Source organism: Myxococcus llanfairpwllgwyngyllgogerychwyrndrobwllllantysiliogogogochensis (assembly GCF_006636215.1).
Taxonomy (GTDB): domain Bacteria; phylum Myxococcota; class Myxococcia; order Myxococcales; family Myxococcaceae; genus Myxococcus; species Myxococcus llanfairpwllgwyngyllgogerychwyrndrobwllllantysiliogogogochensis.
On the sequence record NZ_VIFM01000001.1, the window covers coordinates 1 to 15,763 of the forward strand.

Annotated in this window: 1 protein-coding gene (cut by a window edge); it reads left to right on the plus strand. The window is 70.6% G+C overall.

Going from position 1 to position 15,763, the window contains the following annotated elements; translation table 11 throughout:
• The first annotated feature begins 14 nt into the window (after window positions 1-14).
• On the plus strand, window positions 15-15,763 hold the 5' portion of the coding sequence (locus FJV41_RS00005; protein ID WP_246136904.1) for a non-ribosomal peptide synthase/polyketide synthase. 16,012 nt of this gene lie beyond the right edge of the window; 15,749 of the gene's 31,761 nt are visible here — the first part of the coding sequence; the start codon lies at window positions 15-17; the stop codon falls past the right edge of the window.

Consider the following 15,763-nt stretch of genomic DNA (forward strand, 5'->3'; position numbering starts at 1 on the left):
GGCCCAAGGGCGTCATGGTGCCTCACCGCACCGCCGCCAACTTCTTCGCGGCCATGGATGACCGCCTGGGCACCTCTCCCGGCACGTGGCTCGCCGTCACCTCCATCTCCTTCGACATCTCCGTCCTCGAGCTGCTCTGGACGCTCTGCCGAGGCTTCCATGTCGTCCTCCATGACGAGCGCGCCGCCTCTCGCCTCGGCACCGCGCTGACGCTGCCCGAGGTCCTCCGCCGCCACCCCGTCTCCCATCTCCAGTGCACGCCGTCCTTCGCTCGCGCCAGGGTGCTCGCGCACGACTCACTCGCCGCGCTCGCGTCCCTCCGCTACCTCCTCGTCGGCGGTGAGGCGCTACCCGGCCCTCTCGCCTCCCAGCTTCGCGCCGCGCTCCCTCGCTCCACCCTGCTCAACATGTATGGTCCGACGGAAACCACCGTCTGGTCCTCGTCTCACCCGTCCTCGCTTTCCGACGAAGGTGCGTCCACCCTTTCCATCGGGACGCCTCTCGCCAACAACCGTCTCTTCGTCCTCGACACCTCCGGTCAGCCCTGCCCCATCGGCGCTCCCGGCGAGCTCTTCATCGCGGGCGAAGGCGTCGTGCGCGGCTACTTCGGCCGCCCCGACCTCACCGCCGAGCGCTTCCTCCCCGACGCCTTCTCCGGCATCCCTGGCGCGCGCCTCTACCGCACCGGTGACCTTGCTCGCTGGCGCCCTGACGGCTCGCTCGACTTCCTCGGCCGCGCCGACTTCCAGGTGAAGCTGCGCGGCTTCCGCATCGAACTGGGCGAAGTCGAAGCCGTCCTCTCACGCCACACCTCCGTCCTCCAGGCCGTCGCGGGCGTCCACCTCGACTCCTCGGGTGACGGTCGTCTCGTCGCCTGGCTCGTCCCTCAGCCCGGCCTCGCGCTCGACTCCTCCGCGCTCCGAGACTTCGCCCAACGGCACCTGCCCGAGCACATGGTGCCGGCCCTCTTCGTCGCCCTGCCCGCGCTGCCGCTCACGCCCAATGGCAAGGTCGACCGCAAGGCCCTCCCCGCGCCGCAGAGCCGGGGTCCACAGCCCGCCGTCGCCGACGACTCCGAGCCGCGGACACCTCAGGAGAAGGTCCTCGCCGCCATCTGGTCCGACGCCCTGCGCGTGCCGCGCGTCACGCGCCATGACAACTTCTTCGCGCTGGGTGGCGACTCCATCCTTTCCATCCAGATTGTCTCCCGCGCACGCAACGCGGGCGTCCAGCTCACGACCCAGCAGCTCTTCCAACACCCGACGCTGGAAGCCCTGGCCCGAGTGGTACAGCTCCAGGGCGGCGCCTGGGCCGAGCAGTCGGACGCCGCGCTGCTCGCGCTCACCCTGCGCGCATCGACGGACTCGAAGGGTCCTGAGTCCACGGACGTCGTCCTGAGCCGGTTGAAGCAGGCCATCGCCGACCGTCTCGTCACAGCGGGCACGCCGGTGGAGGACCTCTATCCGTTGTCGCCCTTGCAGCAGGGCATGCTCTTCCACACCCTCGCGGCGCCGGGCTCCGGCGTCTACGTCACCCAGTTGACGTGGACCTTCGGTGACGCCCTGGACCTGGGTGCGTTCCGGCGCACCTGGGAGGCTGTCATCCAGCGACAGCCCCTGCTGCGCACGTCCTTCCTCACGGGCGGCTCACAGGAGCCCCTTCAGCTCGTCCACCCCGGTGCTGCCCTGCCCTGGGAGGAACTCGACTGGCGCGGAGTGGAGGAAGCAGAGCAGCAGTCCCGCTTCCAGGCCCTCCTCTCCGAGGACCGCGCTCGCGGGTTCGACCTGCGCACGCCACCGCTGCTGCGACTGACGGTCATCCGCACCGATGAGCACGCCTGGCGCGCTCTCGGGACCATGCATCACATGCTGATGGATGGCTGGAGCATGGGCCTCCTCTTCCAGGACCTCTTCGCCACCTACGAGCAGGTTCGCGCGGGACTGGTGTGGATCCGGCGTGAAGCGACGACCTTCCGCGACTACATCACCTGGCTCGAACGCCAGCCGATGGAGCCCGCGGAGCGCTACTGGCGCAAGACGCTGCGTGGCTTCACCGCGCCCACGCCCCTGCCGGGTGCGCTTCCCCGAAGCCCGGACTCGGTGCTCCAGCGTCAGCGACTCCAGCTCCACCTTCCCGCGCAGACCACCACCGACCTCCAGGCCTTCGTCCGCCAGCACCACCTCACCCTCAATGCACTGGTCCAGGCCGCGTGGACGCTGGTGCTCTCACGTCACACCGGTGAGAAGGACATCCTCTTCGGCGCCACCACCTCAGGTCGCTCCGCCGACGTCTCCGGCATCGACCGCGCCATCGGGCTCTTCATCAACACCGTGCCCGTCCGCGTCTTCGTCGACGATGACACCACCACGCTCTCCTGGCTACAGCAGCTCCACACCCAGCAGCTGGAACTGCGCCAGTTCGAGCACACGTCCCTCGTGCGTCTACACGGGTGGAGCGACGTGCCGCGTGGCACGCCCCTCTTCGAGTCCCTCTTCATCGTCGAGAACTTCCCCGTCGATGCCGCGGTGAATTCCGCCGGAGAAGCGCTGGGCATCCGCGACTTCACCATCCTCGACCAGACGGACACGCCGCTGGAGGCGTACGTCATTCCCGGGGACTCGCTGGAGCTGCGTCTCTTGTTCGACGCCGCGCGCTTCGCGCCATCCATCCCCGAGCGCCTCCTGCACCACTGGGGCGTGGCGCTCCAGGCGCTGATGGCTGCTCCGGAGGCACGCGTCGCCTCCATCTCCCTGCTGACGGGAGAGGAACTCGAGCAGGTCCTTCTCTCCTTCAACAGCAAGGCCCTCCCCGCGCCGGCCCAGAGTGGTTCTGTCCTTCGCTACACCGCGCCGCGCTCACGGACGGAGGAGCAGCTCGCGCGGTTGTTCGAGCAGGTGCTGGACGTGGCGCACGTCGGGGCAGAGGACAGCTTCTTCGCGCTCGGCGGCCACTCCCTGCTCGCCACGCAGATCGTCTCACGCATCCACTCCGTGCTGGGGGTGGAGCTCCCGCTGCGCGTCCTCTTCGAGTCGCCCACCGTCGCGCAGCTCGCACGCCGGCTCGAGTCCTCGACTCATGCGGTGGAGCGCCACTCCCCGCCGCTTCAGCCTGTCTCTCGCTCGGGCGAGCTGCCCCTGTCCTTCGCCCAGCAACGCCTGTGGTTCCTCGACAAGCTGGAGCCGGACAGCCCGTTCTACAACATGCCCGTGGGCCTCCGGCTGGAAGGGACACTCGACGTCCCCGCGCTGGAGCACGCCTTCACCGAGTTGGTGCGCCGCCACGAGGTGCTCCGCACCACCTTCCGCGAGGGTCCGGTTCAAGTCATCCATCCAGCGGCCCCGGTTCCGCTGCTTCGCGTGGACCTCTCGGCGCTACCCGTCGATGAAGGTGAAGCGGAAGCCCGGCGCCTCGCTCGCGAAGAGGCGCGGCGTCCCTTCGACCTCACTCGCGGGCCGCTGCTGCGCGCCACGCTGCTGCGTCTTTCCGAGTCGCGGCACGTCCTGCTGCTGACCCTGCATCACATCGTCTCGGACGGCTGGTCCGTCGACGTGCTGGTTCGCGAGTCCGCCGCGCTCTATGCCGCGTTCCGCGCGGGACACACCTCTCCGCTGCCCGAGCTGTCCATCCAGTACGCGGACTACGCTGCGTGGCAACGCGGCTGGCTCCAGGGCGAGGCGCTCGACGCGCAGTTGTCCTGGTGGCGGGAGCACCTCCAGGGTGCGCCCCGCTTCCTCGAACTCCCCACGGACTTCCCCCGGCCCGCCATCCAGGGCTTCCAGGGCGCCACCCTCACCCGCACGCTGCCTCGCGCGCTGGCAACGGCGCTCCAGGCACTCTCCCGCCGTGAGGGCACCACCCTCTTCATGGCGCTGCTGGCCGGCTTCGACCTCGTCCTCTCGCGGTACTCAGGGCAGGACGACCTCGTCGTCGGCACGGACATCGCCAACCGCAACCGCGTGGAGACGGAGGGCCTCATCGGCTTCTTCGTGAACCAGCTCGCCCTGCGCGCGCGAACCACGCCGGGGATGACCTTCCGCGAGCTGCTCGCCCAGGTGCGCGACGTCACGCTGGGCGCCCACTCGCACCAGGACCTGCCGTTCGAGGAACTGGTCAAGGCCCTCAACCCCGAGCGCAGCCTCGGCCATACGCCCCTGTTCCAGGTGAAGCTGGTGTTGCAGAACCAGCCTGCCGCTGCGCTGGAGGTGCCCGGCCTCACGCTGCGCCCCGAGTTCTCGGAGTCCGGCACCTCACGCCTGGACCTCACCCTCGCCATCGTCGAGACGGAGGCCGGGCTGGAGTGCACCTGCGAGTACCGCACGGACCTCTTCGAGGCCGCCACCATCGATGGGCTCGTGCGTCACCTCGGCGTGGTGCTGGAGGCCGCGGCGGCGAACCCCGGCACGCCCATCTCCGACCTGCCCCTCATGGCCCAGGCGGAGCAGCGCCAGCTCCTGGTCGACTGGAACGCATCCGCGCACGACTTCCCGCGTGACGTCGGCGCGCACCAGCTCTTCCAGGCGCAGGCCACTCGCACCCCGGACGCCATCGCCGTGCGCTTCGAGAGCCAGCAGCTGTCCTACGCGCAGCTCGACGCCCGCGCCAACCAGCTCGCGCACCACCTGCGGGGCCTCGGCGTCCGCGAGGATGTGCCCGTCGCCCTCTGCGTGGAGCGCTCGCTCGACACCGCCGTCGCCATCCTCGGCATCCTCAAGGCGGGCGGAGCCTACGTCCCGCTCGACCCCAGCTATCCCGTCGAGCGCCTCACGTTCATGCTGCGCGACTGCGCGGCGCCCGTCCTCGTCACGACCGAGGCCATCGCCGACGAACTCCCGGCGGGGAGCGAGCAGCTCGTCCTGCTCGACGCCGAGGCGGACCTCATCGCCGCACAGCCCACCCGCGCGCCCGAGCCGGCCACCACCGCCGACAACCTCGCGTACATCATCTACACCTCCGGCAGCACCGGCAGGCCCAAGGGCACGCTCCTGCAGCACCGGGGCCTGTGCAACACGGCCCTCCAGACAGGCCGTGCCATGGGGCTCGGCACCGGAAGCCGCGTCCTCCAGTTCTTCTCCCCTGGCTTCGATGCATCGGTCTGGGAGTTCTTCGGCGCGTTGCTCTCGGGTGCCACCCTCGTGCTGGCGCCGCGTGAGCGACTCCTGCCCGGAGCACCCCTGCGTGCGCTGGCGCGGGATGAGTCCATCACCGCGGTGACGCTCACCCCCTCGGTCCTCGCGCAACTGTCGCCCGAGGACTTCCCTTCGTTGGAGACGCTCGTCTCCGCGGGCGAGGCCTGCACGCCAGAGCTGGTGCGTCGCTGGGCACCACACGTGCGCTTCCTCAACGCGTACGGCCCCACCGAGACCACCGTCTGCGCGTCCATCACCGAGCCGCTGACGGCCGGACAGGTCCTCACCATCGGTCGCCCCTGGGCCAACCTCCAGGTGTACGTACTGGACGCTTCGCTGCGCCCACAGCCCGTCGGCGTGCCCGGCGAGCTTTGCGTGGGCGGCGTTGGTCTGGCGCGAGGCTACCTGGGACAGCCCGCGCTCACCGCCGAGCGCTTCATCCCGGACGCACTCTCCGGAGTGCCCGGAGCGCGGCTCTACCGCACTGGAGACCGGGCGCGGTGGCGAGCCGATGGAACGCTCGAATACCTGGGCCGCCTCGACTCGCAGGTGAAGCTGCGCGGCTTCCGCATCGAGCTGGGTGAGGTGGAGTCCGTCCTCTCGCGGCTCCCCTCCGTGCGCGAGGCCGTCGCCGTCGTGCGCGAGGATGCTCCCGGCCTCACCCGGCTGGTGGCCTACGTCGTGGCCGAGGAGGACGAGTCGGTCGACCCGGCCTCACTGCGCGCGGCGCTCAAAGAGCGGCTGCCCGAGCACATGGTGCCCTCCGCCATCGCCGTCCTGCCCGCGCTGCCGCTCACGGCCCACGGGAAGGTGGACCGCAACGCCCTGCCTCCGCCCGAAGGCACGGGCGAGACCGAGGTCCGGGAGTACGTCGCGCCCCGCAGTGAGACGGAGTCGCGGCTCGCCACGCTGTGGCAGGAGTTGCTGCACGTCGAGCGCGTCGGCGTGCATGACGACTTCTTCGAGCTGGGTGGCCACTCACTGCTCGCCACCCAGGCCCTCTCGCGCGTGCAGGTCGCCTTCGGAGTCGAGCTGCCCCTGCGCGAGCTCTTCGAGGCCCCCACCGTGGCGCGGCTGGCCCTGAGGCTGGATACGCTGGCCCAGGCCGGCGCGAGCACCCTCAAGGCCCCCGCGCTGACTCCCGCGCCGCGCACGGGAGACCTGCCGTTGTCCTTCGCCCAGCAGCGGCTGTGGTTCATCGACCAGCTCGAACCCGGCAGCTCGCTCTACAACATCCCCACGGCCCTGGAGTTGGAGGGACCGCTGGAGGTCACCGCGTTGGAGCGCGCCTTCACCGAGCTGCAACGGCGCCACGAGTCCCTGCGCACCACCTTCGGCGCCGTGGACGGAAAGGCCATCCAGCGCGTCCACCCGGCCGCGCCGTTCCCGCTGCCCGTGGTGGGGCTGGAGTCGCTCGCGCCCGAGGAGCGGGACCGCGAGACGCGGCGGTTGACGTCGGAAGAGGCCCTGCGCCCGTTCGACCTCGCACGCGGTCCGTTGCTGCGCGCCACGCTGTTGCGGCGGGCCACGACTTCGCACGTGCTGCTCGTCACCCTGCACCACGGCGTCGCCGACGCGTGGTCCATGAGCGTCCTCGTGCGCGAGCTGGTCGCCCTGTACGCGGCCTTCCGCGAGGGCCTTCCGTCTCCCCTGTCGGAGCTGGCCGTGCAGTACGCGGACTTCGCCGTGTGGCAGCGCGGTTGGTTGCGAGACGCGGCCCTGGAGGAGCAACTCGCGTGGTGGCGTGACGCGCTGGCCGGCGCGCCCCCCTTGTTGGAGCTGCCCACCGACAGGCCCCGTGCCGCACTGGCCTCACGCGAGGCGGCGCTCCACCCTGTCTCCCTCGGAGCCGAGCTGTCCGAGTCCATCAAGGCGCTCTCCCAGCGCCATGGGGCCACGCCCTTCATGACGCTGCTGGCGGCGTTCCAGCTCCTGCTCGCGCGCTACTCCGGGCAGGACGATGTCGTCGTCGGCTCGCCCATCGCGGGGCGCAACCGCGCCGAGACGGAGGACCTCATCGGCTTCTTCGTCAACACCCTGGTGCTGCGCGCCCGGGTGGCCCCGCGCGTGACGTTCTCCGAGCTGCTGACCCAGGTGAAGCACTCCACCCTCGGCGCGTTCGAGCACCAGGACGTGCCCTTCGAGAAGCTCGTGGAGGAGCTGCAGCCTCAGCGCAGCCTCGGCTTCTCTCCGCTCTTCCAGGTCACCTTCTCGCTGCTCAACGCGCCCACCGGCGACCTGGAGCTTCCCGGACTGAGCCTGCGCCCGCTCGCGCCAACGGGGCTGCTCGCCAAGTTCGACCTGGACCTCACCCTCTCCGAGTCCCCCACGGGCTTCGAGGGCGCGCTCCAGTTCTCCACCGCGCTCTTCGACACGGCCACCGCCGCGCGGATGGCGACGCACTTCCTCACCCTGCTCCGCGCCGCCGTGGCCCAGCCGGAGGTGCCTGTCTCCTCCCTGCCGCTCATGGACGCCGCCGAGCGGCAGCGCCTCCTCGTCGAGTGGAACAACACCGGCATCGACTTCCCGCTCGACAGCCCCGTCCATCGACAGGTCTCCGTGTGGGCCGGGCTCATGCCGCACGCCACCGCGGTCATCTCGGACGATGGCACCCTCTCCTTCTCCCAGCTCGAGGCCCGCGCCAGCCGTCTCGCCGCCCGGCTCCTCCAGACAGGTGTCCGTCCGGGCTCCCTTGTCGCCGTCTTCATGGAGCGCTCACTCGAGCTGCCCGTCGCCCTGCTCGCCATCCTCAAGGCGGGCGCCGCGTGGCTCCCGTTGGACCCGGCCTATCCCCGTGAGCGACTGGCCTTCATGCTCCAGGACGCCGCGCCCCCGGTGCTCCTCACCCAGCCCCACCTCCGGGCGACATTGCCCGAGGGCCCCACTGTCATCTGCCTCGACCCCCAGTGGGGCGCGCAGGGCGATGAAGGCGAGAGACGCTTCGACACCGAGGTGGCCGTGGCTCCCTCCAGCCCGGCGTACCTCATCTACACCTCCGGGTCCTCTGGCCAGCCCAAGGCCACGCTCGTCTCGCATCAGGCCCTCGCCAACCACATGGCGTGGTTGCTCTCCGCCTTCCCGCTCCTGCCCGGCGACAGGGTCCTCCTCAAGACGCCGCTCAGCTTCGACGCCTCCGTCTGGGAAATCTGGGCGCCGCTCCTCGCGGGACTCCCCCTGGTCCTCGCTCCCACCGACGCCCACCGCGACCCGGCCGCGCTCCTGGCCAGCGTCCTGCGACACCGCGTCTCCGTCCTCCAGCTCGTCCCCTCCCTGCTGCGCTTTCTCCTCGACGAGGAAGGACTCGCGAGCGCGGCTCCCCACCTCCGCTTCCTCTTCTGCGGCGGCGAAGCCCTGCCCTCCGAACTCGCGCGCCGCCTCCACGCCACGCTCCCCAGGGCCCTGCTCGTCAACCTCTACGGCCCCACCGAAGTCACCATCGACTCGACGTTCGCCCTCGCCTCACCGTCGGAGACTCGCGCGGCCATTCCCATCGGCAGGCCGGTCTCCAACACGCGGGCCTACGTCCTCGACGCGCTCCTCGAGCCCGTCCCCACGGGGGTCCCGGGCGAGCTTTTCCTCGCCGGTGCCCAGCTCTCGCTCGGCTACCTCCACCGCCCGCACCTCACCGCGGAGCGGTTCATCCCGGACCCGTTCGGCACCGAGCCTGGCGCGCGCATCTACCGCACCGGCGACAAGGCCCGCTGGCTCGCGGACGGCACCCTGGAGTACCTCGGGCGCCTCGACTTCCAGGTGAAGCTGCGCGGCCAGCGCATCGAGCTAGGTGAAGTCGAAGCCGCGCTCCTGGCGCACGCCGACGTTCGTGAAGCCGTCGCGCTGGTTCGAGAGGACTCGCCGGGCAACCAGCACCTGGTGGGCTACGTCGTCGCCAGCGAGACGGTGGACATCGCGGCCCTGCGCACGTTCCTCCTGGCGCGGCTGCCCGAGTACATGGTGCCCGCCGTCCTGGTACCGCTGGAGGCCCTGCCCCTCACGGCCAACGGCAAGCTCGACCGGAGCGCTCTGCCGGCCCCCGACGCTGTTCTCACCGACACCTACGTCGCGCCTCGTACCAACACCGAGCGCACGCTGGCCGCCCTCATGGCGGAGCTGCTGCGCATCGAGCACGTCGGAGCCGAGGACTCCTTCTTCGCGCTCGGCGGCCATTCGCTCCTCGCCACCCAGCTCGCCTCGCGCATCCGCGCGGCCTTCCAGGTCGAGCTGCCCCTCCGAGCCCTCTTCGAGGCTCCCACTGTCGCGTCCCTCGCGGCGCGCATCGACGCGAGTTCGCGTGGAGGCATCTCGAAGGCGCCTCCCCTGACACCCATGCCTCGCACCGAGGCCTTGCCGTTGTCCTTCGCACAGCAGCGCCTGTGGTTCATCGACCAGCTCGAGCCGGGGAGTTCCCTCTACAACATCCCCATCGCCCTGCGCCTCGAAGGCACCCTGAACGTCGCCGCCCTCGAGCGCGCGGTCTCCGAGGTCGTCGCACGACATGAAGTGCTGCGCACCACCTTCACGGCCTCCGTCGACGGGCAGCCCCTCCAGCGAGTCCGCGCGGCTGCTCCCGTCACCATTCCGTGCATCGACCTCCGTCACCTCGACCCGACCTCCCGTTCCTTCGAGGAGCGGAGCCTTGCCCTGGAGGAGTCCGCTCGCCCGTTCGACCTGACCTCGGACTCCCTCTTCCGCCTCTGCCTCGTCCAACTGGAGGAGCACGCGCACCTGCTGCTCTTCACCGTCCACCACATCGTCTCGGATGGCTGGTCCACCGGGGTGCTGGTACGCGAGCTGGGCGCGCTCTATGCCGCGCACCTGTCCGGTGTGCCTGCCTCACTGCCTCCGCTGCCCGTGCAGTACGCCGACTTCGCGGCCTGGCAGCGCGGCTGGCTGCGCGACGAGGCGCTGCGCACGGAGCTGGACTACTGGAAGAAGCACCTCCAGGGGGCTCCGGCGCTGCTGGAGCTGCCCACCGACAGGCCGCGTCCCGCGGTTCAATCACGCACGGCCTCGTCCCATCCGCTCTCCCTCGGCGCGCGGCTCTCCGAGGCCGTCAAGGCGCTCTCCCAGCGTGAAGGCGCCACGCCCTTCATGACGTTGCTGGCGGCCTTCCAACTCCTGCTCTCGCGATACTCCGGGCAGGACGACCTCACCGTCGGCTCGCCCATCGCCGGCCGCAACCACGCGGAGACCGAGCCCCTCATCGGTTTCTTCGTCAACACGCTCGTGCTCCGCGCGCGCATCGACTCGCGGGCTTCCTTCCGAGAGCTCCTCGCCCAGGTGCGCGCCTCCACGCTGGAGGCGTACGAGCACCAGGACGTGCCCTTCGAGAAGCTCGTCGAGGAGCTGCAGCCCGAGCGCAGCCTGGGCTTCTCTCCCCTGTTCCAGGTCTTCTTCTCGCTCCTGAACACCCCCATGGGAGACCTGGAGCTGCCCGGCCTGCGCGTCCTTCCCGTCGACTTCGACAACGCCGTCGCGAAGTTCGACCTCGACCTCTCCCTCAGCGAGACGCCGTCGGGCTTCCAAGGCTCGCTCCAGTTCTCCACGGCCCTGTTCGACGCGGCCACCATCTCTCGACTGGCGTCCCACTTCCTCACGCTGCTCCGCGCGGCGGTGGAACAGCCGGATGTCCCCGTCGCGTCCCTTCCACTCATGGACGAGGCCGAGCAGCACCGCGTCCTCGTGGAGTGGAACGACACGCACGCCGACTTCCCCGCGCACACCACCGTCCACGCCCTCTTCGAGGAAACCGTCGCTCGCACTCCCGACGCGCTCGCCGTGTCCATGGGCGACGCTCAGCTCACCTTCCGTGAACTGGACGCACGCGCCAATCAGCTCGCCCACGCGCTGCGCGACCTGGGCGTGGGACAAGGCTCACGGGTAGGCCTGTACTTCCGCCGCTCGCCGGAGATGGTCGTCGCCCTCTGGGCCGCGCTCAAGGCCGGTGCCGCCTACCTGCCTCTCGACCCGGCCCTGCCCGACTCTCGCATCGCCTTCCTCCTGGACGACACCCACGTCTCCATCGTCCTCACTGAGTCGGTGCTCGCGGACGCGCTGCCCGCGAGCGCGCTCCATGTCCTCCGCGTCGACGACGACTGGGACGTCACGGCGGGCAAGCAGCCCACGACGGCGCCAGCACCCCTGGCCACCGCCGACGACCTCGCCTACCTCATCTACACCTCCGGCAGCACCGGTCTCCCCAAGGGCGTCATGGTGGAGCACCGGGGCGTCGTGAACTACCTCACCTGGGCCCTGCGCGCATACCGCATCGCAGAGGGCTCCGGCTCTCCGGTCCACTCGCCGCTCTCCTTCGACCTGACCGTCACCAGCCTCATCGCTCCGCTCATCGCGGGGAGACCCGTGGTGCTCGTTCCCGAAGAGGCGGGCGTGGAGGGGCTGGGTGAAGCCCTGCGCGAGGGCAGCGACTTCAGCCTCGTGAAGCTGACTCCCACGCACCTGCAACTGCTCGCCTCCCAGCTCACGCCGGGCGAGGCGGCCGGTCGCACTCGAGCCTTTGTCATCGGTGGCGAGGCCCTGACCGCAGAGGGCGTGGCCTTCTGGCGCAAGCACGCTCCGGACACCCTGCTCATCAACGAGTATGGCCCCACGGAGACGGTGGTCGGTTGCAGCGTCCACACCGTGGCCCCTGGAGACGCGACGAGCGGTTCCATCTCCATCGGCCGTCCCATCGCCAACACCCGCCTGTACGTCCTGGATGCCCACCTGCGCCCCGTTCCGGTGGGCATCGTGGGTGAGCTGTTCATCGGCGGCTCGGGCGTGGCGCGCGGCTACTGGCGGCGTCCCGCGTTGACCGCGGAGCGCTTCATTCCAGACGCCTTCAGCACGCTGCCTGGAGCCCGGATGTACCGGACGGGCGACCGCGTCCGCTGGGGCGCTGACGGACGGCTGGAGTACCTGGGCCGCGCCGACTTCCAGGTGAAGGTGCGTGGCTACCGCATCGAGCTGGGAGAGATTGAATCCGCGCTGCGGACGCATGCCTCCATCGGCGACGCGGTGGTGGTGGTGCGCGAGGACGGCCCCTCGGGCGCACGGCTCGTGGCCTATGTCGCGCCGCATGCCGGCGCTTCCCTCCCCGACATCGGCGTGCTGCGGACGCACCTGGGTGAGCGCCTCCCCTCGTACATGGTGCCCTCGGCCATCGTCGCGATGGAGGCGCTGCCCTTGTCCTCCAACGGCAAGGTCGACCGCGCCGCGCTGCCTTCGCCGGACGCCGTGAGCACCGACTCCTACGTCGCGCCTCGCAACGAGATGGAGGAGGCCCTCGCCACGGTGTGGGCCCAGGTGTTGCGCGTCCCGCGTGTCGGCATCCACGACAACTTCTTCCAGTTGGGCGGCGACTCCATCATCAGCCTCCAGCTCGTCGCGCGCGCCCGTCGTGCCGGTCTGCACTTCGCGCCCCGGCAGCTCTTCCAGTCGCAGACCATCGCCACCCTGGCCCCCGAGGTCTCCCGGCTCCAGGCCACCACCCCCGAGCAGACGCCCGTCGTCGGCCCGGTGCTCCTCACGCCCATCCAGCGCGCGTTCCTCGAGGGCACGAATCCCGAGCCGCACCACTACAACCAGGCGCTGATGCTGCGGCTGCGCGAGCCGGTGGAGCCCTCTGTCCTCGAAGCCGCCCTGCGCAAGCTGGTGGAGCACCACGACGCCCTGCGCATCCGCTTCGTCCAGGTGGACGGCCGGTGGAGCCAGCACGGCACGGGCCTGGAGCACACCCCGTCGTTGCGCCGGGAGGACGTGTCCTCGCTGTCCACGGGTGAGCGGACCGCGCGGGTGGAAGCCATCGCCACCGAGGCGCAGAGGTCCTTCGACCTGGGCTCGGCGCCGCTCTTGCGCGCCGTCCACTTCGACTTCGGCCCGGGGGAGTCCGCACGACTGCTGCTCGTGGCCCACCACCTCGTCGTCGACGCAGTCTCCTGGCGAATCCTCGTCGAGGACCTGGAGACCCTCTGCCGTCAGGCCCTGCGTGGCGAGGCGCCCTCGCTCCCGGCAAAGACGACGTCCTTCAAGACGTGGTCCGAGCGCCTGCACAAGCATGCCCGGTCCGAGGCGCTCGACGCTGAGCGCGCCTACTGGCTGGACGAGGCCCGCGCGCGCGTCCTCCCGCTGCCCCGAGACAGGGCGGAGGGGCTGAACACCGTCGCCTCCTCGCACACCGTCTCCACGAGTCTCGACGCCGGAGACACAGGCCTGCTGCTGCGTGAGGTGCCCGCGGCGTACCGCGCGCGGCTCCAGGATGTGTTGCTGGCCGCGCTGGGCCGTGCCCTGGCCGTGCGCACGGGCCAGTCGCGCTTCCTCGTCGAAGCCGAAGGCCACGGCCGCGAGGACCTCTTCACCGACGTGGACCTGTCACGCACCGTGGGCTGGTTCACCTCTCTCTACCCGGTCCTGCTCCAGGTGGGCGCCGGGGACAGCCCCGGTGACACCGTGCGCTCCACGAGGGACGCGCTGCGCACCCTGTCCGCCAACGGCCTGGGACACGGACTGCTGCGCCACCTGCGCGAGGACGACACCCATGCGCGGCTGCGCGACCTGCCCGTCCCCGAGGTGTCCCTCAACTATCTGGGCCAGGTGGACTCCGCCTCCAGCGACGCCTCGCTGTTCACCTTCGCTCCAGAGGCCCAGGGTCCATCCATCAGCCCGCGTGCGCCGCGCGCGCACCTGCTCGACATGTCAGCCGTCGTCCAGGGGGGACAGCTCACCCTCTCCCTCACCTACAGCCGCGACCTCCACGACGAGGCCACCGCGCTCGCGCTCGTGGAGTCCTTCAAGGACGCGCTGCGCCTGCTCGTCTCCGGCCGCGCCACGTCCGATGCCCTGCGCTACACCCCGGCCGACTTCCCGCTGGCTCGGCTGACACAGGCGACGCAGGACAGGGTGCTCCCACCGGGCTTGCCCGTGGAGGACGTCTACCCGCTGTCCGCGCTCCAGCAGGGCATGCTGTTCCAGTCGCTGATGGCGCCGGGCTCGGGCGTGTACGTCACGCAATTCGGCTGGACGTTCGGCGCGCGCATCGACCTGGGGCACTTCCGCCGCGCCTGGGAGACGGTGGTGGAGCGCCATGCGCCCCTGCGCACCGCGTTCGTCTGGGAAGGGCTGGATGAACCGCTTCAGGTGGTGAGCCCGCGCGTCGCGCTGCCCTGGGAGGAGCTGGACTGGCGCGGCCTGACTCCGGACGAGCAGAAGGCCCGCTTCGATGCCCTCATGGCCTCGGACCGCGTCCGGGGCTTCGACCTGCGCCAGTCGCCCCTGATGCGCCTGACGGTGGTGAAGCTGGATGATGGGTTGCACCGCGTCCTCTGGTCCTCGCATCACCTGCTGATGGACGGCTGGAGCCTCGGCCTCGTCTTCAAGGAACTGTTCGCCTCCTACAACGCCGCCTCCAAGGGCCAGCGTCCCGCGCTGGGGGCCGCTCCCGCGTACCGGGACTTCATCTCCTGGCTACGAGAGGACCCCACCGCGCACAGCGAGGCCCACTGGCGCGAAGCCCTCCAGGGCTTCACCGCGCCGACGCCTCTCCCTGGCGCCCGGCTCCCCGACACCAAGGACGCGCCATACGCGCAGGGCGAGCGAGGGCTCCTCTTGAGCGCCGAGACGACCCAGGCGCTGCACGCGTACGCACGCCAGCACCAGCTCACGGCCAACACCGTGCTGCAGGGCGCCTGGGCGCTGGTGCTCGCCCGCTACTCCGGTGAGGGCGATGTCATCTTCGGCACCACCGTGTCCGGCCGCGCCGCCGACGTGCCGGGCATCGAGCACATGGTGGGCCTGTTCATCAATACGTTGCCCCTGCGCAGCCGGCTGGAGCCCGACATGCCGGTGGTGGCGTGGCTCGCTTCGCAGCACGCTCAGATGCAGACGCTGAACCAGCACGAGCACGCCTCACTGGCGCGCATCCAGGCCTGGAGCGACGTGCCTCGCGGCCAGCCGCTGTTCCAGAGCCTGTACGTCTTCGAGAACTACCCCGTCGACGACGCCGTCTACTCCGGCGGCAGCGACTTCCAGGTCCGCGACCTCGCCAGCGCCGAACAGTCCGACGTGCCCTTCGTGGCCATCGTCCTGCCCGGCCCTCGGCTGGAGCTACGCCTCGTCTACGACACGCAGCGCTTCAAGACGCCGGCGCTGGAGCGGGTGCTGCGCCACTGGGCCGCGGCCCTGGAGTCCATGCTGGCCCAGCCCCAGGCCCTGCTGTCCTCGCTCTCCCTGGTGACACCGGAGGAGCGCGAGCGAGTGCTGGTGGAGTGGAACCGGACACAGCGCGACTACCCGCGAGACGCGGGAGTGCATCAGCTCTTCGCCGAGCAGGCGGCGCGCACACCGGACGCCATCGCCGTCGAGTCCACGACGGGCACGCTCACCTACCGGGAGCTCGACGAGCGCTCCAACCAGCTCGCGCACCACCTGCGCACCCTGGGCGTCACGCCGGGGACTCGCGTGGCCCTGTGCCTGGAGCGGAGCCTGGAGCTGCCCGTGGGCCTGCTGGGCATCCTCAAGGCGGGCGCGGCCTTCGTTCCTCTCGACCCCGCCTATCCGGCGGAGCGGCTGTCCGCCATGCTCGCGAGCACGGGCGCGTCCGTCCTCGTGACCCAGGAGCGGCTCGCCGATGAGCTGCCCGCCTACGT